This is a genomic window from Oryzisolibacter sp. LB2S (assembly GCF_040732315.1).
GTDB lineage: Bacteria > Pseudomonadota > Gammaproteobacteria > Burkholderiales > Burkholderiaceae_C > Alicycliphilus > Alicycliphilus soli.
This window is the reverse complement of sequence record NZ_CP160388.1, coordinates 739,195-761,264: the sequence shown is the minus strand read 5'-3', so window position 1 is coordinate 761,264 and position 22,070 is coordinate 739,195. Positions and strand designations below refer to the sequence as shown.

Annotated in this window: 22 protein-coding genes and 1 tRNA gene; 11 read left to right on the top strand and 12 right to left on the bottom strand. The window is 67.8% G+C overall.

The window, feature by feature from the left end:
• The 4 genes from ABUE11_RS03570 to ABUE11_RS03555 are packed head-to-tail and all read right to left on the bottom strand — an operon-like array spanning position 1 to position 3,569.
• Positions 1-2,244, bottom strand: coding sequence for a methyl-accepting chemotaxis protein (locus ABUE11_RS03570; protein WP_367067712.1), 2,244 nt, complete (start codon positions 2,242-2,244; stop codon positions 1-3).
• Positions 2,245-2,261: 17 nt separating this feature from the next.
• Complete coding sequence (locus ABUE11_RS03565; RefSeq protein ID WP_367067711.1) at positions 2,262-2,789, bottom strand: chemotaxis protein CheW; 528 nt, start codon at positions 2,787-2,789, stop codon at positions 2,262-2,264.
• 16 nt (positions 2,790-2,805) lie between these two features.
• A complete protein-coding gene (locus tag ABUE11_RS03560) occupies positions 2,806-3,171 on the bottom strand; it encodes a response regulator (RefSeq protein WP_367067710.1) in 366 nt (121 codons plus the stop codon).
• A gap of 11 nt (positions 3,172-3,182) precedes the next feature.
• On the bottom strand, positions 3,183-3,569 hold the full coding sequence (locus ABUE11_RS03555; protein ID WP_367067709.1) for a response regulator: 387 nt from the start codon (positions 3,567-3,569) through the stop codon (positions 3,183-3,185).
• Between the two features lie 299 nt (positions 3,570-3,868).
• On the opposite strand from ABUE11_RS03555, the gene ABUE11_RS03550 reads away from it, so the two are divergent.
• Both ABUE11_RS03550 and hemL read left to right on the top strand, forming a co-directional pair.
• Positions 3,869-4,804 carry a bifunctional hydroxymethylpyrimidine kinase/phosphomethylpyrimidine kinase gene (locus ABUE11_RS03550; RefSeq protein ID WP_367067708.1) on the top strand — a complete coding sequence of 312 codons (936 nt, stop codon included), beginning with the start codon at positions 3,869-3,871 and terminating at the stop codon, positions 4,802-4,804.
• Positions 4,788-6,092, top strand: coding sequence for a glutamate-1-semialdehyde 2,1-aminomutase (hemL, locus tag ABUE11_RS03545; RefSeq protein WP_367067707.1), 1,305 nt, complete (start codon positions 4,788-4,790; stop codon positions 6,090-6,092). Before ABUE11_RS03550 ends, hemL begins: the two co-directional genes overlap by 17 nt.
• Before the next feature lie 98 nt (positions 6,093-6,190).
• Here hemL and purH read toward each other — a convergent pair whose 3' ends face one another.
• The 3 genes from purH to dusB all read right to left on the bottom strand — a co-directional run bounded on the left by purH (position 6,191) and on the right by dusB (position 9,307).
• A complete protein-coding gene (gene purH, locus ABUE11_RS03540) occupies positions 6,191-7,789 on the bottom strand; it encodes a bifunctional phosphoribosylaminoimidazolecarboxamide formyltransferase/IMP cyclohydrolase (RefSeq protein WP_367067706.1) in 1,599 nt (532 codons plus the stop codon).
• 245 nt (positions 7,790-8,034) lie between these two features.
• Positions 8,035-8,271: a Fis family transcriptional regulator gene (locus tag ABUE11_RS03535; protein ID WP_367067705.1), complete on the bottom strand. Its 237-nt coding sequence runs from the start codon at positions 8,269-8,271 to the stop codon at positions 8,035-8,037.
• On the bottom strand, positions 8,249-9,307 hold the full coding sequence (gene dusB / locus ABUE11_RS03530; protein ID WP_367067704.1) for a tRNA dihydrouridine synthase DusB: 1,059 nt from the start codon (positions 9,305-9,307) through the stop codon (positions 8,249-8,251). Before dusB ends, ABUE11_RS03535 begins: the two co-directional genes overlap by 23 nt.
• A 139-nt stretch (positions 9,308-9,446) precedes the next feature.
• On the opposite strand from dusB, the gene ABUE11_RS03525 reads away from it, so the two are divergent.
• Positions 9,447-9,956 (top strand): YqaA family protein, encoded by a 510-nt coding sequence (locus ABUE11_RS03525; RefSeq protein WP_367067703.1) that lies wholly within the window; start codon positions 9,447-9,449, stop codon positions 9,954-9,956.
• A 17-nt stretch (positions 9,957-9,973) separates the two neighbouring features.
• On the opposite strand, the gene ABUE11_RS03520 is transcribed toward ABUE11_RS03525, so the two are convergent.
• Entirely contained in the window at positions 9,974-10,939 is a 966-nt protein-coding gene (locus ABUE11_RS03520) for a LysR family transcriptional regulator (RefSeq protein ID WP_367067702.1), read from the bottom strand.
• 251 nt (positions 10,940-11,190) lie between these two features.
• On the opposite strand from ABUE11_RS03520, the gene ABUE11_RS03515 reads away from it, so the two are divergent.
• Together ABUE11_RS03515 and ABUE11_RS03510 are read left to right on the top strand one after the other, a co-directional pair.
• The gene (locus ABUE11_RS03515) at positions 11,191-12,162 is read left to right on the top strand and encodes a tripartite tricarboxylate transporter substrate-binding protein (RefSeq protein WP_367068735.1); all 972 of its coding nucleotides are present in this window, start codon (positions 11,191-11,193) and stop codon (positions 12,160-12,162) included.
• A gap of 14 nt (positions 12,163-12,176) precedes the next feature.
• Positions 12,177-13,595, top strand: a complete 1,419-nt coding sequence (locus tag ABUE11_RS03510) for a M20 family metallopeptidase (RefSeq protein WP_367067701.1) — start codon at positions 12,177-12,179, stop codon at positions 13,593-13,595.
• A 55-nt stretch (positions 13,596-13,650) separates the two neighbouring features.
• Here ABUE11_RS03510 and rarD read toward each other — a convergent pair whose 3' ends face one another.
• The 4 genes from rarD to ychF form a co-directional block, all read right to left on the bottom strand.
• The gene (gene rarD, locus ABUE11_RS03505) at positions 13,651-14,532 is read right to left on the bottom strand and encodes an EamA family transporter RarD (RefSeq protein ID WP_367067700.1); all 882 of its coding nucleotides are present in this window, start codon (positions 14,530-14,532) and stop codon (positions 13,651-13,653) included.
• 273 nt (positions 14,533-14,805) lie between these two features.
• Positions 14,806-15,090: a helix-turn-helix domain-containing protein gene (locus ABUE11_RS03500; protein ID WP_367067699.1), complete on the bottom strand. Its 285-nt coding sequence runs from the start codon at positions 15,088-15,090 to the stop codon at positions 14,806-14,808.
• Positions 15,087-15,440, bottom strand: coding sequence for a type II toxin-antitoxin system RelE/ParE family toxin (locus tag ABUE11_RS03495; RefSeq protein WP_367067698.1), 354 nt, complete (start codon positions 15,438-15,440; stop codon positions 15,087-15,089). Before ABUE11_RS03495 ends, ABUE11_RS03500 begins: the two co-directional genes overlap by 4 nt.
• A 135-nt stretch (positions 15,441-15,575) precedes the next feature.
• Entirely contained in the window at positions 15,576-16,670 is a 1,095-nt protein-coding gene (gene ychF / locus ABUE11_RS03490; RefSeq protein ID WP_367067697.1) for a redox-regulated ATPase YchF, read from the bottom strand.
• A 166-nt stretch (positions 16,671-16,836) separates the two neighbouring features.
• Between ychF and ABUE11_RS03485 the strand changes: the two genes are divergently transcribed.
• From ABUE11_RS03485 to ABUE11_RS03460, 6 genes are all read left to right on the top strand, one after another.
• Positions 16,837-17,961, top strand: coding sequence for an FAD-dependent monooxygenase (locus ABUE11_RS03485; RefSeq protein ID WP_367067696.1), 1,125 nt, complete (start codon positions 16,837-16,839; stop codon positions 17,959-17,961).
• A 60-nt stretch (positions 17,962-18,021) separates the two neighbouring features.
• The gene (locus ABUE11_RS03480) at positions 18,022-18,741 is read left to right on the top strand and encodes a DsbC family protein (protein WP_367067695.1); all 720 of its coding nucleotides are present in this window, start codon (positions 18,022-18,024) and stop codon (positions 18,739-18,741) included.
• Positions 18,742-18,867: 126 nt separating this feature from the next.
• Positions 18,868-20,658: a peptidase M61 gene (locus tag ABUE11_RS03475; RefSeq protein ID WP_367067694.1), complete on the top strand. Its 1,791-nt coding sequence runs from the start codon at positions 18,868-18,870 to the stop codon at positions 20,656-20,658.
• A 58-nt stretch (positions 20,659-20,716) separates the two neighbouring features.
• Positions 20,717-21,496: an enoyl-CoA hydratase gene (locus tag ABUE11_RS03470; protein WP_367067693.1), complete on the top strand. Its 780-nt coding sequence runs from the start codon at positions 20,717-20,719 to the stop codon at positions 21,494-21,496.
• Positions 21,497-21,522: 26 nt separating this feature from the next.
• Positions 21,523-21,599: transfer RNA gene (locus ABUE11_RS03465), tRNA-Met, on the top strand.
• A 79-nt stretch (positions 21,600-21,678) separates the two neighbouring features.
• Positions 21,679-22,062 (top strand): hypothetical protein, encoded by a 384-nt coding sequence (locus ABUE11_RS03460; protein WP_367067692.1) that lies wholly within the window; start codon positions 21,679-21,681, stop codon positions 22,060-22,062.
• Positions 22,063-22,070 lie beyond the last annotated feature (8 nt).

The following is a 22,070-nucleotide window of genomic DNA, read 5'->3' as shown; positions in this document are numbered from 1 at the left end:
TCAGGCAATCTTGAAACGGGCCACCGACTGGCGCAGTTCCTCGGCCACATAGGACAGCTCGCGCACCTGTTGCGCCGTGGTGCGCGTGCCCTCCTCTGTCTGCTCCGTCACCGCAAAGATGTGCTGGATGCTGTCGGCGACGCCGTTGGCAAGCCCCGCCTCGCGCGAGGTGGAGGCCGAGATCTGCTCGATGAGCTCGGCCAGGCGGCGCGACACGCGATCGATCTCCGTCAGCGCGGCACCGGCACCATCGGACAGACGTGCCCCCTCGACCACACCCTGCGTGGAACGCTCCATGGCAGCGACCGCATCCTGGGTGTCGGTCTGGATCGCCTTCACGAGCGCCGAGATCTGGCGCGTGGCATCGGCCGAGCGCTCGGCCAGGCGCTGCACTTCCTCGGCCACGACCGAGAAGCCTCGCCCCGCCTCGCCCGCCGATGCGGCCTGGATGGCGGCATTGAGCGCGAGCACGTTGGTCTGTTCGGTAATGTCGGAAATCAGCTCGGTGATCTCGCCGATTTCCTGCGACGACTCACCCAGGCGCTTGATGCGCTTGGAGGTGTCCTGGATCTGGTCACGAATGGCATTCATGCCGCCAATGGCGTTCTGCACGGCCTGCAGACCCTGGTCGGCGGCCTGCAGCGACTGGCGCGCCACAGCGGCCGACTCCTGCGCCTGGGACGAGACGTTGTTGATGCGCTCGGCCATGTCCAGCACGGAGCGGCTGGTGTCGCGAATCTCGCGCAGCTGCTCCGTGGAGGCGGCCAGCAGCTCGGTGGAGGTGGTATCCACCTGCTCGGTCGTCTGCGCCACGCGCGCCGCCGTGGTCTGCACACTGCCGACCAGCAGGCGCAGCTCCTCGACCGTGTAGTTCACCGAGTCGGCAATGGCGCCGGTGATGTCCTCGGTCACCGTCGCCTCCTGGGTCAGATCACCCTCGGCGACCGACTGCAGTTCGTTCATGAGCCGCAGGATGGCGGCCTGGTTGGCGTCATTGACACGCTTGGCCTCCTGCTCCTGGCGCTTGGCATCACGCTGCAGCGCCTCGGCAACGGCCTGGCGACTGCGGCTGTCGAGCAACTGGATGCGGGAGATGCCCAGGCCACAGAGCAGCACGAAAACACTCGTCACAGCGAGCGCCGCAATCTGCCCCGCCCCCATACCGGACTGCGCGGAAAGCCGGCTCTGCAGACCCTCGAGCTCACGGCGCAGCGGTTCGCTGTCGGCGACGATGGCGGCCTGGGCCTGCCTTGCCGACACCAGCGCCTGCAGGTTGCCGAGAATGGCGGCGGCATGCGTGCGCGTCTCGTCATAGAGGCCGATCAAGGCCTGCAGCTGCTCTCGCACCTGCACGTCGCGACTGCCAGCCAAGAGGCCTTGTGCAATGTCCCGGAACGAGTTCAGGTCCTTGCCCAGCAGGAACACCGCCTCCGGGCTCACGGCGTCGACGGCCAGAAACTCGTTGGCGGACTTGCCGATGCGCTGCGTCAGCATGACCAGCTGACCGGCGGCCGAAATGTCCGCGGCTGACGCGTTACGCTCCACTTTCAGCGAGGACACGGTCTCGGCGATCTCCAGCAGGGCGTGCGATTGCTGGTTGATGGTGCGCAAGGCCTTGCCGGCATCCGTCAGTATCTTCTGCTGACCCATGATGACGCCGGCGCTGCGCTCGGCCCGCTCCACGAGAGGCGTCATGGCGTCGATCTCACGCTGGAACGATTCGCCCAGTGCCTGCACGCCGAGGGCGGAATCGCCCGCGCCGAGCGCGCGCAGATTGCGCCCCAGCACGTCGGCACTCTCCTTGACCTCCGCAAACGCCTGCGGCTGTCCGGACAAGGCCTGCGTGACCGACTTGGCGAGTCGCTGCGACTGCATCAGCGACTGCCCCGTGGCAGTCAGCTGCAGCGCCGTGCGCCTCGATTGCTGGAGTGCCCAGCCGGTCAACAGCGCCAGCACCACCAGGCCAACGGCCACCATGATGAACAGGCGGCGCTGATGGACGGCAGCAGGGGCCGTGCCAAGCAGGGGCAACGTCACCCGTTCGGCATCCGCCGCGCCTGGGCCACCTTGCTGGGACGCCGGGCCATAGCTCCCCAGAACACTGTCCAGGCCATCGGCCTGATAGCCCTGGGACAGCATGCCGGGTGAGATGGAATCGGGCGCCACTTCCGACGGGCTCAACTCGATATCCCGCTCGGCGGGCTTGGGCTGAAACAGTTTTCCCAATGTATTCACGACGGACATGTGCTGCCTCACAAAAATCAAACACCGATGCCCAGAAACGCAGAGTCCTGCGACAGAGCCTGCAGGTTCAGCTCCTGCCAGCGCTCACCATGTGCATCGAGATAAGTGCTTCCAAAGTACGCCGGCGCGTCCTTGCCGGGCGACTCGGAGGCAACGAACATCTGGGCCCCGCGCAGGCCCACCAGACGATCGACCAGCAGTGCGGCATTGACCTCCAGGGCCGCATTCAGCGTCAGCAGGCTGGACTCCAACAGCGCCTGCTCCGACCGTGGGCGCGCCACGCCGAGCAGCCCCCCGAGATCCACCACCCCCGTGAGCGTGCCGCGCAGATTGGCCACCCCCAGGAACCAGGGCTGGGTATAGGGCACGGTCTGAACCCCCGCCCACGGAAAGATCTCGCCGGACTGCGCCAGCGGCATCAGGAAATGCTGCCCGCCGACCTGCACCGCCAGCCACGAGGCCACGGCCTGGTTCTGGACCTTTGCTTCCTGCAGACGGGCCGCAAGCCGGGTCTGCAGTTCCTTCAGGGCTTCGCGTTGGGCCATCGAATGCCGCCCCGCCTCAGTTCAACGCGGCGATCTTGGCCTGCAACTCCACAGGATCGACCGGCTTGGTGATATAGCCACGCGCGCCCTGGCGCATGCCCCAGACGCGGTCCGTCTCCTGATTCTTGCTGGTGCACATGATGACGGGCACGTCCGCGTATTGCGGATCGCGCGTGATGGTGCGCGTGAGCTGAAACCCGTTCTGCCCCGGCATGACCACATCCATGAGGATCAGGTCCGGCCTCTCCTCGGCCAGCCGGCGCAGCGCCTCCTCGCCATTTTCGGCCGTGCGCACCTGCAGGCCCTGCTTCTGCAGCAGATCGGACAGGTACATCAGCTCCGTCTTGGAATCATCCACGACCAGCACTTTGCGGATCGGCATTGCATCGCTCCTTATTGCGTGTTCCCGAATTGCTGCACCGCCTGCAGCAACTGATCCTTGGTGAACGGCTTGGTGAGATATTCCTGACAGCCCACCATGCGTCCGCGCGCCTTGTCGAACACCCCGTCCTTGGACGACAGCATCACCACCGGCGTGCCGGCAAAGCGCGCATTGCGTTTGATGATGGCGCAGGTCTGATAGCCATCGAGCTTGGGCATCAGGATGTCGCAGAAGATCAGCTGGGGCTGGTAGTCGTTGACCTTGGACAGGGCATCAAAGCCATCGTCGGCCAGCAAGACCTCATGCCCTCCCTGTTTCAGGAAGATTTCGGCACTGCGCCTGATGGTGTTGCTGTCATCCACCACGAGTACCCTGAATACGGGATCATTTGTCGTCATAGCGAATTCTCACTGCTCCTCCGTGGGACCAAAAACGACGCGGCTCGTGACCGCACCCCATCTCTCCAGCATCTCAAGATGTTCTTCGCGCCCCGCTGCCCGAACCATGACTCGCGCAGGTTGGATGGAATGTCATGCGCCGGGCAGGCCCTGCGCAGAATTCCGACCAACGCCCGGACAGGCCCGGGAGCCTCGGGGCCGGCCACAGCTTAAGCGGCCTTCACATAGAATGCAACGATTGTATCTAGTCATAACTGCAAATCGCAGCTTTCGTGCCACGGGTTACGCTGGCACCCTCCATGCATTCCAATCCCTCCTCCTTGCCGGACAACCCGGATCCGACCGTGGATGACGACGACCAGCCCCCCGCCATCTGCGTCCTGCTTTTCAATGCCAACGACCCCAGCGGGGCAGGCGGCCTGGCGGCGGACATCGCGGCCGTGGCGTCGGTGGGCGGGCATGCGCTGCCCGTGGTCACCGGCATCTACACCCGCGACAGTGTGGAGATCCATGACCACTTCACGCTCGACGATGAGGTCGTCGCCGACCAGACGCGCGCCGTGCTCGAGGACATGACCGTCCAGGCCATCAAGGTCGGCTTTGTGGGCAGCCCGGAAAACCTCAGCGCCATTGCCGCGGTTGCCACCGACTATCCCGAGATTCCGGTAGTCGCCTACATGCCCGACCTGTCCTGGTGGCAGGACGATCTCATAGACCAATACCACGACGCGTTTGCCGAACTGCTGCTGCCCCAGACCTCGGTACTCGTGGGCAGCCACAGCACCCTCTGGCGCTGGCTGCTGCCCGACTGGAGCGGCCAGCGCCCCCCTTCCGCGCGCGACCTGGCCATGGCGCTTGCGGAGACCGGCGTGCCCTACCTGCTCGTGACCGGCATACCCGCGGCCGACCAGCACATCGAGAACACCCTCACCTCGGCCCAGGCCGTGCTCGGCAGCGGCCGCTTCGAGCGTTTCGAGGCCTCGTTCATTGGCGCGGGCGAAACCGTATCGGCCACGCTGACCGCACTCGTGGCCAGCGGCCGTGACCTGGGCGAGGCCACGAGCGAGGCGCTGACCTACCTCGACGGCTGCCTCGCGCATGGCTTTCGCCCCGGCATGGGCCATGTGATTCCCGACCGCATGTTCTGGGCCGAGCCCGATGAGGAGGACAATGACGACACCCTCCCGCCCCCAACGGAGGGTTTTGACATGCCACCCCATGACACACAGCACTGACCGCAACCAAATCCTGTTCGACCGCGCCAAGGCGCTGATTCCCGGCGGCGTGAACTCGCCCGTGCGCGCCTTTCGCGCCGTGGGCGGCACGCCGCGCTTCATCGCACGCGCCCAGGGCGCCCATATCTGGGACGCCAATGGCCAACGCTACATCGACTACATAGGCTCCTGGGGGCCGATGATCCTGGGCCACGGCCACCCGGCCGTGCTGGGCGCCGTGCAAAAGGCCGCGCTCGACGGCTTTTCCTTCGGCGCGCCGACCGAACGCGAGGTGGAGCTGGCCGAGGAGATCATCCGCCACGTACCCTCGATGGAGATGGTGCGCCTGGTGAGCTCGGGCACCGAGGCCGGCATGAGCGCCATTCGCCTGGCGCGCGGCGCCACCGGCCGCAGCAAGATCATCAAGTTCAACGGCTGCTACCACGGCCATGCCGACTCGCTCCTGGTCAAGGCCGGCTCGGGCCTGGCGACCTTCGGCCACGCCACCAGCGCGGGCGTGCCGCCCGAGGTCGTGCAGCACACCCTGGTGCTCGAATACAACGACGTGGCGCAGCTCGAAGAAGCCTTCACCCTGCACGGCAAGGAAGTGGCCTGCGTGATCATGGAGCCCATCGCCGGCAACATGAACTTTGTGCGTGCCAGCGTGCCCTTCATGCGCCGCGCACGCGAACTGTGCAGCCAGCATGGCGCGCTGCTCATCATCGACGAGGTCATGACCGGCTTTCGCGTCGCCCTGGGCGGCGCGCAAAGCCTGTACGCGCAGCAGATCCCGGGCTTCAAACCCGATCTGACGGTGCTGGGCAAGGTAATTGGCGGCGGCATGCCGCTCGCGGCCTTTGGCGGCCCGCGCGCCATCATGGAGCAGCTCGCGCCGCTGGGCCCGGTGTACCAGGCCGGCACGCTCAGCGGCAACCCGGTGGCCACGGCCTGCGGCCTGGCCACGCTGCGCGAGATCAGCCAGCCGGGCTTTCATGACCGGCTCGCGGCGCGCACGCGCGAGCTCACCCAGGGCCTGGCCGCCGCGGCCCGGGCCGCGGGCGTGGACTTCTGCGCCGACAGCGAGGGCGGCATGTTCGGCTTCTTCCTGCTGCCCAGCCTGCCGCAGAACTACCCCGAGGTGCTCCAGACCGAGGGCGCGCGCTTCAACCGACTGTTCCACGGCCTGCTCGATCGCGGCGTGTACACCGCGCCGGCGCTCTACGAGGCCGGGTTTGTCAGCGCCGCCCACAGCGTCGAGGACATCGCCCAGACCGTGGACGCGGCGGCGCAGGTGTTCAAATCACTATAAAAACAAGAGCTGTTAGCGCTTGATTGACGGGCGCTATCAGCCATTCAGACACAAAAAAGGCCCTGACGGGCCTTTTTTGCTGTGTACCCTAGCGCCAATCAGTGGCGGAAGTGGCGCACGCCCGTGAACACCATGGCCACGCCGCGCTCGTTGGCCGCGTCAATCACCTCCTGGTCGCGCATGGAGCCGCCGGGCTGGGCCACGCAGGTCGCGCCCGCGTCCACCACCACGTCCAGGCCGTCGCGGAACGGGAAGAAGGCGTCGCTCGCCACCACGGTGTTCTGCAAGGAAAGACCCGCGGCCTGGGCCTTGATGCTGGCGATGCGGGCCGAGTCGAGGCGGCTCATCTGGCCCGCGCCCACGCCCATGGTCATGCCGCCCTTGCAGAACACGATGGCGTTGCTCTTGACGTACTTGGCCACCTTCCAGGCGAACATCAGATCCTGCATCTCCTCCTGCGTGGGCTGCTTGACGGTGACCACCTTCACGTCGGGCAGCTGCAGCTCGTGGTTGTCGGCCGTCTGCAGCAGCAGGCCCGAGCCCACGCGCTTGGCGTCGATGGCGTTGCGGCCCTGCTTCCAGGCCGTGTCGCCGCCAGCAGGCAGGGCGATCTTCATCAGGCGCACGTTGGCCTTGGCCTTGAAGACCTCGAGGGCCTCGGGCGTGAAGTCGGGCGCCATCAGCACCTCGACGAACTGCTGCGAGACTTTCTGCGCGGCCGCGCCGTCCACCGGACGGTTGAAGGCAATGATGCCGCCGAAGGCGCTCGTCGGGTCGGTCTGGAAGGCCTTGGAATAGGCCTCGAGCGCGCTCGTGCCCACGGCCACGCCGCAGGGGTTGGCGTGCTTGACGATGACGCAGGCGGGCAGCTTGAAGCTCTTGACGCATTCCCAGGCGGCGTCGGCGTCGGCGATGTTGTTGTAGGACAGCTCCTTGCCCTGCAGCTGCACGCCGGTGGCGAGCGAGCCGGGCGCGGGGTACAGGTCGCGGTACCAGGCGGCGCTCTGGTGGCTGTTCTCGCCGTAGCGCAGGTCCTGCACCTTGATGAAGTGGCCGTTGCTCTGGCCGGGGAACTGGCTGCGCTCGGGCACGTAGGACTCGGACAGCTTCTCGGCCTCAAAGTTGACCGAGGACAGGTAGTCGCTGATGGCGCCGTCGTACTGGGCGATGCGGTTGAACGCCGCGACCGAGAGCGCAAAGCGCAGCTTGTCGCTGAGCTTGCCCTGGGCCTTCAGTTCGGCGAGCACGGCCTCGTACTGGTCGGCGCTGGTGACCACGCCCACGTCCTTCCAGTTCTTGGCGGCGCTGCGCACCATGGCCGGGCCGCCGATGTCGATGTTTTCAATCGCGTCGGCCAGCGTGCAGCCGGCCTTGGCCACCGTGGCCTCGAACGGATAGAGGTTCACGACCAGCAGGTCGATGGTGTCGATGCCGTGCTCCTTGAGGGCCGCCATGTGCGCGGGCAGGTCGCGGCGCGCCAGCAGGCCGCCATGCACCTTGGGGTGCAGGGTCTTGACGCGGCCGTCGAGCATCTCGGGGAATTGCGTGACCTCGGCCACCTCGGTCACGGGCAGACCCTCCTTGGCCAGCAGCTGGGCCGTGCCGCCCGTGGACAGCAGGCGTATGCCCAGGGCATGCAGGGCGCGGGCAAATTCGACAATGCCGGTCTTGTCGGAGACGGAGAGAAGTGCGTTCATGGCAGCTCGTGGTGGTTAAGTATGAAAATGGGTTCTGTCGCGCTTGCATCAAGCGCCGAAAGCTATGTTTATTGAAGCATCTTCAGAGGCTGTGAGTATTTCCCTCGTGCCCGAAAGGCATGCCAAAACGCACCCGATCGAGGCGCAAAACGCAGACATGGCCCGAGCCATGGCGAGTATTTGCAACGATGAGCGGGGGTGTTTTTGGCGTGCAAGGCGGGCATAGGGGAAAAACTCACAGCCTCTCAGAGCAGCTTGTGCTCCACGAGCTTCTTGCGCAGGGTGTTGCGGTTCAGCCCCAGCCACTCCGCGGCGCGGGACTGGTTGTTGTCGGCGTGGTGCATCACCACCTCCAGGAGCGGCCTCTCCACCAGGCGCACGACCATGTCGTACACGCCATCGGGCTTCTCGCCGTCCAGGTCGCGAAAGTAGCTCTGCAGGTTTTCGCGCACGCATTGCTCAATGCTGTTGTTCTTGCTCATGGTTTGCTTCCTGCGGCTGGGTCTGCGCGTCGCCACGCGCGGCCGGCAGCCGGTCCATCTGCTGGCCCAGGGCGGCAAAGTAGTCGTCTACCGCCTGCCACTGCGCCGCGCAGTCCTCCAGGTTGTTGATGTGCTGCCGCAGGGCCTCGCCACCGGGCAGGTCGCGCACATACCAGGCGATGTGCTTGCGCGCGCTGCGCACGCCGCTGGCCTCGCCGTACAGGCCGTAGTGGTCCTGCAGGTGCTCGAGCAGCAGGCGGCGCACCTCGCCCACCAGGGGCGGGGCCAGATGTTCGCCCGTGGCCAGGAAATGGCCGATCTCGCGGAAGATCCAGGGCCGGCCCTGGGCCGCGCGGCCGATCATGATGGCGTCGGCGCCCGTGGCCGCGAGCACGGCGCGTGCCTTCTCGGGGCTCGTGATGTCGCCATTGGCCACCACGGGCACGCGCACAGCGGCCTTGACGGCGGCGATGGTGTCGTATTCGGCCTCGCCCCTGTATCCCTGCTCGCGCGTGCGGCCATGGACGGTGAGCATCTGCACGCCCACCTCCTCGAAACGGCGCGCGAGCTGCACGGCGTTCTTGTGCGCCGCGCACCAGCCGGTGCGCATCTTGAGCGTGACGGGCACGCCGTGCGGCGCGCAGGCCGCGACCACGGCCTCGGCGATCTCCACGGCCAGGGCCTCGTTCTGCATCAGCGCCGAGCCGGCCCATTTGTTGCACACCTTCTTGGCCGGGCAGCCCATGTTGATGTCGATGATCTGCGCGCCGCGGTCCACGTTGTAGAGCGCGGCCTCGGCCATCATGGCGGCGTCGGTGCCGGCGATCTGCACGGCAATCGGCCCGGGCTCGCCCTCGTGGTTGGCGCGGCGGCTGGTCTTGAGGCTTGCCCAGAGATCCTTGCGCGAGGTCACCATCTCGCTGACCGCGTAGCCCGCACCCAGGCGCTTGCACAGCTGGCGAAACGGCCGGTCCGTCACCCCCGCCATGGGGGCGACGAACAGACGGTTCGCCAGAGGAATATGGCCGATGTGCATGGAGGGGCGGGCGGGGAAGGTGCGGGGGAGGGGCGAGATTTTACCTGCTCAAAATTTCAGCAAATGAAATCCCGACCCTGCCGCCCGCGTCGGTCGACGGCAAGGCCCCTACACTCCCCATCCGACCATGGAAATCTGGATGCAACAACTGCTGGACCTGCTGGCCCTGCCGCAGTTCGGCCTGAGCACGGTATTCGTCGTGGCCTTTGTCTCGGCCACGCTGCTGCCCATGGGGTCGGAGCCCGCGGTGTTCGGCCTGGTCAAGCTCAACCCCGAGCTGTTCTGGCCCGCCATCTTCGTGGCCACGGCCGGCAACACGCTGGGCGGCGCCGTGAGCTGGTGGATGGGCCTGGGCGCCCACCAGGCCTGGGACGCCGCGCGCCGCCGGCGCCGCGCGGGCCTGCATCAACCGGAAGACACCAAGCCCGCGCGCGAGCTCACGCGCGCCGAGCGCCGCGCGCGCGTCTGGCTGCGCCGCTGGGGCGCCAAGACCTGTCTGCTCAGTTGGCTGCCCGTGGTCGGCGACCCGCTGTGCGCCGTGGCCGGCTGGCTGCGCCTGCCGTTCTGGCCCTGCCTGATGTACATGGCCATTGGCAAGCTGCTGCGCTACACGGTCATGACGGCGGGGCTGGTGTATCTGGTGGGTTGAGCGACTGACATCAGGCATCAGGCATCCGGCGCGCGCCACAGCGCCAGCATCTCGGGCAGCAGCGCGGGCGTGGTCTCGCGCGGATAGGCCACGCCCAGCGGCGCGAGCCGCAGCGCCTCGGGCGGCAGCAGCAGGTCGAGCACGCAGACGCCCGCCGTGGCCGCGCCATGGCCCAGCCCCGGCAGGATGCTGCGCGGCGCCACGGTCACGGCCCCGGGCTGGGCGAGCAGGCTCTCGAGCACCGGCAGCGACACCGTGGACACGGGAAACCACTGTGCCTGCGGCAGCCGCGCCAGCACCACGCGCTCGAACACATCGCGCACCGCAATGCTGGACGTGGGCAGCACCCAGCGGGCATCGGCCAGCAGCTCCAGCGGCACGCACCGGCTGGCGGCCAGCGGGTGGCTGGGCGCGGCGATGAACACGGCCTCGTCGGCCAGCAGCGCGTCGAAGGCATGGCTGGCCGGCAGCTGCGCGGGCTCGCGGCAGAACACGGCATCGAGCGCGCCGCCGATCAAGAGTGACACGAGGCGCGCGCCCTCGCCCTCCTGCACGTCCACATGCACCTGCGGGTGCAGCGCGTAGAAGCGCGCCAGCAGCGGCGCGAGGATGGAATGCGCGGCCGACGGTATGGCCCCCAGGCGCAGCGCCGCCGAGGCCCCCAGGCGCATGGCGGCCAGGGTCTCGGCCGCGTCCTCGATCTCGTGCATCACGCCGCGCGCCGCCTCGGTCAGCGCCTGGCCGGCCTGCGTCGGGCGTATGCCGCGCGCGTGGCGCTCGAACAGCCGCGTGTCCAGCAGGCGCTCGAGCTCGGTCAGCGCCTGCGTGGCAGCGGACTGGCTCATGCCCAGTTGCTCCGCTGCCCGGCCTATGGAGCCGCATTGCTGCAGCGCCAGCAGCAGCTGCAGCTGGCGCAGGCGCGCCTGGCGCGTCAGGCGCGACAGCAGCAGCCGGCTCTCTGGAAAGTGGTCGGATTCATGCATGGGTGCGGCACGGCGGTAGTGGTTCGGACGCCTTGGTTGCAGCCATCGGCAACGCTTATATCTCTACCAAAAAATGACATGCACGCGCAATCTGCGTTTTCTATAGTTTCCACACCATGCGGTGCGCACATGAGCAGACAAGGCGCACGCTGCCGCGGCCCTGCGGGCAAGACGGCACCACCATCAAGGAGACATACATGCACAGCAGCCCCAGCACCACGACCCAAGCCTGCCGCCTGAACCCCAGTGCCATGGCCGTCGCCGCCCTGACGGGCGCCGTCCTGGCCCTGTCCCTGCCGCTGGCCGCGCGTGCCGCCGACATCTACCCGAGCAAGCCCATCAAGCTGGTGGTGCCGTTTGCCGCGGGCGGCTCCACCGACATCGTGGCGCGCATCATCGCCGAGGGCATGCGCAGCACCATGGGCCAGGCCATCGTGGTGGACAACAAGGCCGGCGCGGGCGGCGTGATCGGCACCGAGGCGGTGGCCCAGGCCGCGCCCGACGGCTACACCATCGGCATGGCGACGGTGAGCACCATGACCATCAACCCGTTTCTGTTCACGCGCGCCGCCGGCCTGCCGGCCAAGCTCACGCCCGTGGCCAACCTGGTGAACATGCCGGCCGTGTACATGGTCCACCCAAAGCTAGGCGTGAACACTTTTGAAGCCTTCGTCGCCAAGGCCAAGGCCGAGCCGGGCAAGATCAGCGGCGCCGTGCCCGGCCTGGGCACGCTGGGCCATCTGCTGCTGGCCTCGTTCAACGACACGCTCAAGACCGACATCCAGATCGTGCCCTACCGCGGATCGGGCCCGGCGCTCAACGACGCGCTCGCGGGCATGGTGCAGCTCATGCCCGACCAGCTGCCCTCGGCCATGCCGCACATCAAGAGCGGCAAGCTCATCCCCTTTGTGCAGGCCTCCGAGGCGCGCTCGCCCGAGCTGCCCAATGTGCCCACCTTCAAGGAGCTCGGCTACGACAACCTGAACCAGCTCGGCATCAGCTGGTTCGGCATCGTCGCACCCAAGGGCACGCCCGCGCCCATCGTCCAGCGCCTGCAGGAGGCCGCCGTCAAGGCCGCCCACCTGCCCGAGGTGCAAAAGCGCCTCAAGACCGTGGGCGCCAGCCCGAGCAACATGGACCAGAGCCAGTTCCCGGCGCAGATCGCCCAGGAGTCGCAGCGCAACAAGGCGCTGCTCGACAGGCTCGGCGTCAAGCCCGAATGAGCGGGGGGAGCACCATGGAACAGCTGCAGGACTTCTTCACACGCGAGACCCCGCGCATGACGGCGCTGGCCGACAAGATCTGGTCGCTGGCCGAGCTGCGCTACGCCGAGACGGCGTCGGCGCGGCTGCACATGGAGGCGCTCGCGGCCTCGGGCTTTCGCGTCACGGCGGGCGTGGCCGACATCCCAACGGCCTTCATGGCCGAATGGGGCGAGTCCGGACCCGTGATCGCCTTTCTCGGCGAGTACGACGCGCTCTCGGGCCTGAACCAGCAAAGCGGCGCCCTGGTGTGCACGCCCTCGGTGGACAGCCCGGGCCTGGCGGGCCATGGCTGCGGCCACCACCTGCTGGGCACCTCGGCGCACTTTGCCGCCATCGCGCTGCAGGCGCATCTGCTGGCCAGCGGCCAGAAGGCGCGCGTGCGCTACTACGGCTGCCCGGCCGAGGAAGGTGGCTCGGGCAAGACCTTCATGGCGCGCGCCGGCGTGTTCGACGACGTGGACGTGGCCCTGACCTGGCACCCGGCGAGCTTCACCGGCGTCTTCAGCCAGAGCACGCTGGCCAACATCCAGGCCAAGTTCATCTTCCACGGCAAGGCCTCACACGCCGCGCATTCCCCGCACCTGGGGCGCAGCGCCCTCGACGCCGTCGAGCTCATGAACGTGGGCGTGAACTACCTGCGCGAGCACATGCCGCCCTCGGCGCGCGTGCACTACGCCGTGACCGACTCGGGCGGCCTGTCGCCCAACGTGGTGCAGGCGCGCGCCGAGGTGCTGTACCTGATACGCGCGGCGCGCAACGACGAGGCCGCCGACCTGTACCGGCGCGTGCAGAACGTGGCGCGCGGCGCCGCGCTCATGACCGACTGCCGGGTCGAGATCGTGTTCGACAAGGCCTGCTCCAACCTGCTGCAGAACCGCACCCTCAACCAGGTGCTGTACGAGCGGCTGCAGGCCGAGGGCGCCCTCACCGTGGACGCGGCCGCCCAGGCCCAGGCCGGCGACTTCCAGGCCACGCTGAGCGGCGACGAGATCGACGCCGTGAGCCGGCCGCTGGCCAGCGTGCTGCGCGGCAAGCTGCCCCGGGTGTTCGAGGGCGTGGCGCCCTACGACCCGCAGGCGGACGACATCCTGTTCGGCTCCACCGACGTGGCCGATGTGAGCTGGATCGCCCCCACGGCCCAGGCCTGGGTGGCCTGCTACGCCTTCGGCACGCCCATGCACTCGTGGCAGATGGTGTCCCAGGGTCAGTCCAGCCTGGCCCATGCCGGCATGGTGCGCGCGGCGCGCGTGCTCGCGGGCACGGCGATCGAACTGCTGCGCCGCCCCGAGCTCATCGCCCAGGCCAAGGCCGAGCTGCTCGAGCGCCGCCAGGGCAAGCCCTACACCTGCCCGATTCCGGACGACGTGCCGCTGCCCTTCCAGCGCTCATAAGACAAATTTGATAGCTGCCAGCGCCCTATCCACGGGCGCTGGAGGCATATTTCTTTCACATGGCGAGCCTTGCCACGCGCTGCCGCCACAGGCCCTCCAGCGAGTAGCACAGCAGCGCCGCCCAGATCAGCCCGAAGCCCACCATGCGCGCGGGCGACGCCACCTCGCCGAGCAGCCACACGCCGAGCACGAACTGCAGCATGGGCGAGATGTATTGCAGCAGCCCCAGCGTGGCCAGCGGAATGCGCCGCGCGCCCGCGGCAAACAGCAGCAGCGGCACGGCCGTGATCGGCCCCACGGCCAGCAGCGCCGCGAGCAGCCCCGGGCCGGCCTGCGTCCAGGCCGCCTGCCCGGCCTGCCCCGTCCAGGCGAGGTACCCCAGCGCCAGCGGCAAGAGCAGCGCCGTCTCGAGCGACAGGCCCTCGAGCGCGCCGAGCGGCGCCGTCTTGCGCAGCAGGCCGTAAAAGCCGAAGGTCAGGGCCAGCGCCAGCGCCGCCCAGGGCAGGCGCCCGGTCTGCCAGGTGAGCCAGGCCACGCCCGCCGCGGCGATCGCCACGGCCAGCCACTGGCCGGGCCGTGGCCGCTCGTGCAGGAACACCGTGCCCAGGGCCACGCTCACCAGCGGCAGCATGAAGTAGCCCAGGCTCGATTCGAGCACCTGGCCGTTGGTCACGGCCCAGACATAGACCAGCCAGTTGCCCGCAAGCAGCAGCGCCGACAGCGCAAACACCCCGAGCACGCGCGGCTGGCGCAACAGCGGCGCAAGCCAGGCGAGCCGCCGCCGCCAGATCAACACGGCTGCGAGGAAGACCAGCGACCACAGCGTGCGGTGGGCAATGATCTCCAGCGGCGACACGGACCTGAAGAACTGGAAATACAGCGGGAACAGCCCCCAGATGACGTAGGCGAGGGTGGCGTAGGCAATGCCTGGGTGCATGGGGCGACGGGCCACAAGCCGGCCCGCTCATTGATTCAAGGTAAACACCAACAAAACTGCCGTCATTCCCGCGCAGGCGGGAATCCACGGCCATGCTGAGTCAGCGCCCTGGAACGTCTGCGGATCCCCGCCTGTGCGGGGATGACGGCAAGAAAGCGGAATCAGACGTTGAACGAAAAATGTGGCGTTAAAGCCGCATGGATGCTGGATGTGCCGGCTGGGATTGTCATTTTGTACCCGCCTTCATACCCACTTTTGAAGCTCCTTCTCCGGTCATGCCAAAGCCTCGATAACGGCTTGTGGGTTGCGCTCAATCACGTTGAGCAGCACCAGCGCCGGGCCATGCGGGGTGCGGTCGCCGCGCTCCCAGTGCCGCAGCGTTGCCGTGGAGAATCCGAAGCGGGCAGCGAACTGTTCCTGAGTCATGCCCACCTTGGCACGCACGGCCTTCACGTCGATCTCGCGGGGACGATGCACGCGCACGCCGCGCACGTCACCCTTGGCGTGGGCGATGGCTTCCTGCAAGCCCTGCTTGATGCTCTCGAATGCGGTGCTCATGATGTCTTTCCTCTCCAGATTTCAACCAACACGTCAACCAAGTCGGCCAGGTCGTTGCACTCGGCCTTGGTCAGGTTGGCCTTGTCACCCTTGGCAAACAACGTCAGCAGATACAGCGGCATCAGGTCATCGTGATAGTAGTAGATGACACGCACGCCGCCACTCTTGCCTTGACCACCACGCCGCCAGCGCAGCTTTCGCACCCCGCCCGTGCCCTCCATGACATCTCCGGCCTTCGGATGCTCGGCCAGATAGTCGATCAAATCTTGGCGCTCTTCCGTACTCAAGAGCTTGTCGGCCAGCCGGGTATAGGTGGGCAGCTCAGCGATACCGCGCAGGGCTTCATTCATGAACAATTGTAATCCATTGGATTAGCCTCATCCAAGGCAGAAAAGACGGCCTTTCGACCTACCCTGCTTTCCAAGGCGCGCAAGACCGGTAGCCAACGCCTTCGAACACTGGCGAACCCCGAAGATCAGCTCCTGTTACACATTGAACAGGAAATTCATCACGTCGCCATCCTTGACGACATAGTCCTTGCCCTCGGCGCGCATCTTGCCCGCGTCCTTGGCGCCGGCCTCGCCCTTGTACTGGATGAAGTCGTCGAAGGCGATGGTCTGGGCGCGGATGAAGCCGCGCTCGAAGTCGCCGTGGATCACGCCGGCCGCCTGGGGGGCGGTGTCGCCCTTGTGGATGGTCCAGGCGCGCACTTCCTTGACGCCGGCCGTGAAATAGGTCTGCAGGCCCAGCAGGTCGTAGCCGGCGCGGATCAGGCGGTTCAGGCCCGGCTCCTCCAGGCCCATTTCCTCGAGGAACATGTCGCGGTCCTCGTCGCTCATCTCGGCCATCTCGGCCTCGATCTTGGCGCAGATGGCGACCACGGGCGCGTTCTGCGCGGCCGCGTAGTCCTTCAGGCGGTCCAGGAAGGGGTTGTTCTCGAAACCGTCCTCGGCCACGTTGCCCACGAACATCGCGGGCTTGGCCGTGATCAGGCAGAACTGTTTGAGCAGCGGCGCGTCCTCCTTGGAGACGGGCACGCTGCGCGCGGGCTTGCCCTCGTTGAGCGCGGCCTGCAGCGGCGTGAGCAGCGAGACGAGCTTGGCCGCCTCCTTGTCGTTGCCGCTCTTGGCGGCCTTGCTGTAGCGGTTCAGCGCCTTCTCGACCGTGGCCAGGTCGGCCAGGCACAGCTCGGTCTGGATGACCTCGATGTCGGCAATCGGGTCCACGCGGCCGGCCACGTGGACGACATTCGGATCCTCGAAGCAGCGCACCACGTTGACGATGGCGTCGGTCTCGCGGATATGGGCCAGGAACTGGTTGCCCAGGCCCTCGCCCTTGCTCGCGCCGGCCACCAGACCCGCGATGTCCACGAACTCGACGATGGCGGGCACGGTGCGCTCGGGCTTGACGACCTCGGCCAGCTGGGCCAGGCGCGGATCGGGCACCTCGACCACGCCGGTGTTGGGCTCGATGGTGCAGAAGGGATAGTTTTCGGCGGCGATGCCGGCCTTGGTGAGGGCGTTGAAGAGGGTGGACTTGCCGACATTGGGCAGGCCCACGATGCCGCATTGCAGGCTCATGGCAGGGCTTTCGTAGGTACGGGAGACAAACCCGCCATTTTAAGAGATGAGGCCGGGCCATGCCCCGCGGCGGGCGGCCGGCAGCGACGGGCAGCGGCCGACCTCATGGCGCCGCGCCGACCCTCGCCGCCATGAGGCCGGGGGCGCGGCTCCTACAATCCGCAACATGGCGCAGACTTTTGACGTATGTATCCGCGGGGCCGGCGTGGTGGGCCGCACCCTGGCACTCTTGCTGGCGCGCGAGCGCCTGCGCGTGGCCCTGGTCGCACCGGCTGCAGGGGCCCAGGCGGACGATGTGCGCGCCTATGCGCTCAACACCGCCTCGCGCACGCTGCTTGAATCCGTGCGCGCCTGGCCGGACGCCGAGCACGCCACGGCCGTGCTGCAGATGCAGGTGCATGCCGATCAGGACGGCATGGTGTGCTTCGACGCCGCCCAGCAGGGCTGCGACGCGCTGACCTGGATCGTGGACGTGCCCGCGCTCGAGGCGCGCCTGCAGGATGCCGTGCGCTTTCAGCCTCAGGTCGAGCAGCTCACCGAGCCCGTGGCCGCACCGCTCACCGTGGTCTGCGAGGGCCGCGCGAGCCGCACGCGCGAGGAGTTTGGCGCCGAGTTCGACATCACCCCCTACGGCCAGCATGCCATTGCCACGCGCCTCGTCTGCGAACGGCCCCATGGCCAGGTGGCGCGCCAATGGTTTGCGCCCGACGGCAGCATCCTGGCGTTTCTGCCGCTCGATGGCGCCCAGGGGAACTCCGTGGCCGTGGTCTGGTCTGTTCCCCAGGAGCAGGCCGCACATTGGCTGCAGGCCAGCGACGAGGATTTCACGGCGCAGCTGCGCGTGGCCAGCCACGACAGCCTGGGCGCGCTGCAGGCATTGGGCCCGCGCGCGAGCTGGCCGCTGCAGCAGGCGCAGGCGCGCCACTGGTGCGGCGCGCTGCCCGGCGAGCGCAGCCAGAGCTGGGTGCTGGCCGGCGACGCCGCGCACAACGTGCACCCGCTGGCCGGACAGGGCCTGAACCTGGGCCTGGGCGACGCGCGCACGCTGGCGCGGGTGCTGCACGAGCGCGCCGCCTGGCGCGGCGTGGGCGACATGCGCCTGCTGCGCGGCTACGAGCGCGAGCGCAAGGCCGCACTGCTGCCCATGGGCATGGCCATGGATGGGCTGCAGCAGCTGTTTGCGCGGCGCGAGAGCGCGCTGGCTGCGCTGCGCAACTGGGGCATGAAGGGCTTCGAGCGCAGCGGGCCGCTCAAGGCCTGGGTGGCGCGCCGCGCCATGGGCACCGATTGAGCGATTGAGCGCATGCGCCGACCACGCATGCAAGAGTTGAAGAACGAACGGAACGTCACAATGAAACTTGTCCCCTCCCTTCTGGCAGCCGCCACCCTGTGCCTGGGCCTGAACGCCATGGCGCAGGAGGGCACCATCCGCAAGGCCCTGGCCGAACGCATTCCGCAGCTGCAACAGATCGACGAGGTACGGCCCACGCCCATGAAGGGGCTGTTCGAGGTGCGCATAGGCACGGACCTGTTCTACACCGACGCCCAGGGCAACTACCTGATCCAGGGCGAGCTCATCGACACCAAGGCGCGGCGCAACCTGACCGAGGACCGCATCAACAAGCTCACGGCCGTGGACTTCAAGTCCCTGCCGCTGCAGGACGCCTTCACCATCGTGCACGGCAAGGGCGAGCGCAAGCTGGCCGTGTTCGAGGACCCGAACTGCGGCTATTGCAAGCGCTTCGAGAAGGACATGCAGAACGTGGACAACGTGACCGTGTACCTGTTCCTCTACCCCATTCTGAGCCCCGACTCGGCCGAGAAGTCGCGCAACATCTGGTGCGCCAAGGACCGGGTCGCCGCCTGGCAGGACCATATGCTGCGCGACAAGACCCCGGCCGCCGCGAGCTGCGACACGGCCGCGCTGCAGCGCAACCTGGCCTTCGGACGCAAGTACAAGATCACCGGCACGCCCACGCTGATCTTTGCCGACGGCTCGCGCGTGCCCGGCGCCATCGGCGCGCAGGACGTGGAAAAGCGCCTGGCCGCCGCTGCCACCGCCGACAAGTAAGCCGGCAGGCAGGCCGCACTCCTGATATGCGAGCTGCTCACGCCCGTCATTCAAGCGCTTCAGATACTTTTATATCTGAACACTAGTATTGACAGGCGCGAGCAGCTATTTTTTTGATACCCCTCCATGTCGTCCAGCGCTCCCTCCCCTGCTCCCATCCACTACCGCATCGACCCCGGCAACCGCCACGCCCACCTCTACCGGGTCACGCTCACCGTGGCCGCGCCCGCGCGCGAGCAGGAGCTGTCGCTGCCCGTGTGGATCCCCGGCAGCTATCTGGTGCGCGAGTTCTCCAAGAACCTGCAGTCCCTGCAGGCCCGCCAGGGCGGCGCCAGCGTGCCGCTGCAGCAGCTGGACAAGCACCGCTGGCGCGTGGCCTGCGAGGCCGGCACGCCGCTGGAGCTGAGCTACGAGGTCGCGGCCTACGACCACTCGGTGCGCACCGCCTGGCTCGACGCCACGCGCGGCTTCTTCAACGCCACCAGCCTGTGCCTGCGCGTGCATGGCCAGGAGGAGGCTGCGCACGGCCTCGAGGTGCTGCCGCCCCCGGCCCCGCATGACTGGACTCTGGCCACGGGCCTCACTCCCGAACAGGTCGACGCCGCGGGCTTTGGCCGCTACCGCGCGCGCGACTACGACGAGCTGGCCGACTGCCCCGTGGAGATGGGCGCGCTGTGGAGCACCCAGTTTGTCGCCAGCGGCGTGCCGCACCGCCTGGTCGTCGCGGGCGCCGCGCCCTCGTTTGACGGCGCGCGCCTGGCGCGCGACGCGCAGCGCATCTGCGAGCAGGCCATCCGCTTCTGGCATGGCGACGAGCGCCCGCCGTTCGAGAGCTACCTGTTCATGCTCAACGCCGTCGACGACGGCTACGGCGGCCTGGAGCACCGCAACAGCACGGCGCTGATCTGCGGCCGGCGCGACCTGCCGCGCCTGGGCCAGAGCGACAAGGAGCTGCAGGCGAGCGAGGGCTACACCACGCTGCTCGGCCTGATCAGCCACGAATACTTTCACGCCTGGAACGTCAAGCGCATGCGCCCGGCGGAGTTCGCGCGCTACGACTACGCGCGCGAGAACCACACCGAGCTGCTGTGGTTCTTCGAGGGCTTCACGAGCTACTACGACGACCTGCTGCTGCGCCGCGCCGGCCTCATCGACCACGCCACCTACCTCAGGCTGATCACCAAGACCATCAACCAGGTGCTGCAGACGCCGGGGCGCCACGTGCAGTCCGTGGCCCAGGCGAGCTTCGACGCCTGGATCAAGTACTACCGCCAGGACGAGAACACGCCCAACGCCACGGTGAGCTACTACACCAAGGGCGCGCTCGTCGCCCTGTGCCTGGACCTGGCGCTGCGCCGGGGCGGCCGCACCACGCTTGACGACGTGATGCGCGCGCTGTGGCGACGCACCGGCGCCGGCCCCATGACCGCGGCCGACGTGCTCGCCGTGCTGCAGGAGCTCTCGGGCCGCGACTGGTCGGCCGAGATCGCCCAATGGGTGCATGGCACGCAGGATCTGCCGCTGGCCGAGCTGCTGGCCGCCCACGGCATCACGCTGCAGCCCGAGCCGGCGCAGCCCGCCCAGCGCCTGGGCCTGCGCGTGAGCGAAAACGGCGGCCTGCAGATCAAGACCGTGCTGCGCGGCGGCGCGGCCGAGGTGGCGGGCCTGATGGCCGGCGACGAATGGCTGGGCCTGGAGGCCCAGGGCCAGGCCTGGCGCCTGCACCGGCTGGCCGACCTGGCGCTCTACGCGGGCAGCGCCAGCGAGGTCACGGCCCTGGTCGCGCGCGACCGGCGCCTGCTGCGCCTGCCCCTGGCCCTGCCGACCGAGCAGGCAGCAAGCGACACCGTGCGCCTGGACGTGCAGGACGCCGCCAGCGCCGAGCGCTGGCTGGGCGCCGGCGCAAGTCCGGCGTAGGCCACCTTGGGTATATTCAAACGTCTGACCCTTCACCCACTACATACAGGAGATCACCTTGGCCTACGAATGCATCGAAGTCCGCACCGAGGCGGAAAAAGTCGGCGTCATCACACTCAACCGCCCCAAGCAACTCAACGCCCTGAACGGCCAGCTCATGGACGAACTGGGCGCGGCGCTCAAGGCCTTTGACGCCGACGAGAAGATCGGCTGCATCATCGTCACCGGCAGCGAGAAGGCCTTCGCCGCGGGCGCCGACATCACCGCCATGGCCAAGTACAGCTTTGCCGACGCCTACAAGGGCGACTTCATCACGCGCAACTGGGAGACCATTCGCAGCATCCGCAAGCCCGTGATCGCGGCCGTGAGCGGCTTTGCCCTGGGCGGCGGCTGCGAGCTGGCCATGATGTGCGACTTCATCATCGCCGCCGACAACGCCAAGTTCGGCCAGCCCGAGATCAAGCTCGGCGTCATCCCCGGCGCCGGCGGCACGCAGCGCCTGCCGCGCGCCGTGGGCAAGTCCAAGGCCATGGACATGTGCCTCACGGCCCGCATGATGGACGCCACCGAGGCCGAGCGCGCCGGCCTGGTCAGCCGCGTCGTGGCCCTGGACAAGCTCATGGAAGAGGCCCTGGGCGCGGCCCTCGTCATCTGCGGCTTCTCGCAGATCGCCGTGATGGCGGCCAAGGAGTCGGTCAACCGCGCCTACGAGGGCACGCTGAGCGACGGCGTGATGTTCGAGCGCCGCCTGTTCCACGCGCTGTTCGCCACCCAGGACCAGAAGGAAGGCATGGACGCCTTCGTGAACAAACGCGCCGCAGTTTTCACGCACCAGTGATTTTTTGATTTATACTTCGCAGCTTCGGTGGTATAGCTCAGTTGGTTAGAGCGCAGCATTCATAATGCTGATGTCCCAGGTTCAAGTCCCGGTACCACCACCACAACAAGAAACCCGCAGCGTCCCTGGCGCTGTGGGTTTTTTTCTTGTGCTCTAGCGTCAACAGCCCCTGGATACACACCATGACACGCTGCCCCCCACTGCCCTCCCTGGCGCTTGCCGCCCTGCTCGCCCTGCCCCTGGCCTCCCAGGCGCAGCAGGCGCCCACGCCCGCCGGCCAGCGCCACTTCCCCGAGGCCGCGCTGCGCGGCGAACTCAAGATCCTGAGCGCGGCTGAGGCCGAGCTCAACGGCAAGCCCGTGCGTCTGGCGCCGGGCCTGCGCATCTTCAACCCGGGCAACGCGCTGGTGTTCGCCCACAGCCTCATCAACCAGCCGATCAAGGTCAACTACGTGATCGAGGCCGGCACCGGCATGCTGCACACCGTCTGGATACTCACCGAGGCCGAGGCCAGGCAGCCGCGCAAGGGTGGCGAGGGCGGCAACACCGCGCAGACCGCACGCTGAGGGCCAGG

Coding starts and splice junctions, on each gene's coding strand:
- ABUE11_RS03570 (WP_367067712.1), bottom strand. CDS start 2,244: ATGTCCGTCGTGAATACATTGGGAAAACTGTTTCAGCCCAAGCCCGCC.
- ABUE11_RS03565 (WP_367067711.1), bottom strand. CDS start 2,789: ATGGCCCAACGCGAAGCCCTGAAGGAACTGCAGACCCGGCTTGCGGCC.
- ABUE11_RS03560 (WP_367067710.1), bottom strand. CDS start 3,171: ATGCCGATCCGCAAAGTGCTGGTCGTGGATGATTCCAAGACGGAGCTG.
- ABUE11_RS03555 (WP_367067709.1), bottom strand. CDS start 3,569: ATGACGACAAATGATCCCGTATTCAGGGTACTCGTGGTGGATGACAGC.
- ABUE11_RS03550 (WP_367067708.1), top strand. CDS start 3,869: ATGCATTCCAATCCCTCCTCCTTGCCGGACAACCCGGATCCGACCGTG.
- hemL (WP_367067707.1), top strand. CDS start 4,788: ATGACACACAGCACTGACCGCAACCAAATCCTGTTCGACCGCGCCAAG.
- purH (WP_367067706.1), bottom strand. CDS start 7,789: ATGAACGCACTTCTCTCCGTCTCCGACAAGACCGGCATTGTCGAATTT.
- ABUE11_RS03535 (WP_367067705.1), bottom strand. CDS start 8,271: ATGAGCAAGAACAACAGCATTGAGCAATGCGTGCGCGAAAACCTGCAG.
- dusB (WP_367067704.1), bottom strand. CDS start 9,307: ATGCACATCGGCCATATTCCTCTGGCGAACCGTCTGTTCGTCGCCCCC.
- ABUE11_RS03525 (WP_367067703.1), top strand. CDS start 9,447: ATGCAACAACTGCTGGACCTGCTGGCCCTGCCGCAGTTCGGCCTGAGC.
- ABUE11_RS03520 (WP_367067702.1), bottom strand. CDS start 10,939: ATGCATGAATCCGACCACTTTCCAGAGAGCCGGCTGCTGCTGTCGCGC.
- ABUE11_RS03515 (WP_367068735.1), top strand. CDS start 11,191: ATGGCCGTCGCCGCCCTGACGGGCGCCGTCCTGGCCCTGTCCCTGCCG.
- ABUE11_RS03510 (WP_367067701.1), top strand. CDS start 12,177: ATGGAACAGCTGCAGGACTTCTTCACACGCGAGACCCCGCGCATGACG.
- rarD (WP_367067700.1), bottom strand. CDS start 14,532: ATGCACCCAGGCATTGCCTACGCCACCCTCGCCTACGTCATCTGGGGG.
- ABUE11_RS03500 (WP_367067699.1), bottom strand. CDS start 15,090: ATGAGCACCGCATTCGAGAGCATCAAGCAGGGCTTGCAGGAAGCCATC.
- ABUE11_RS03495 (WP_367067698.1), bottom strand. CDS start 15,440: ATGAATGAAGCCCTGCGCGGTATCGCTGAGCTGCCCACCTATACCCGG.
- ychF (WP_367067697.1), bottom strand. CDS start 16,670: ATGAGCCTGCAATGCGGCATCGTGGGCCTGCCCAATGTCGGCAAGTCC.
- ABUE11_RS03485 (WP_367067696.1), top strand. CDS start 16,837: ATGGCGCAGACTTTTGACGTATGTATCCGCGGGGCCGGCGTGGTGGGC.
- ABUE11_RS03480 (WP_367067695.1), top strand. CDS start 18,022: ATGAAACTTGTCCCCTCCCTTCTGGCAGCCGCCACCCTGTGCCTGGGC.
- ABUE11_RS03475 (WP_367067694.1), top strand. CDS start 18,868: ATGTCGTCCAGCGCTCCCTCCCCTGCTCCCATCCACTACCGCATCGAC.
- ABUE11_RS03460 (WP_367067692.1), top strand. CDS start 21,679: ATGACACGCTGCCCCCCACTGCCCTCCCTGGCGCTTGCCGCCCTGCTC.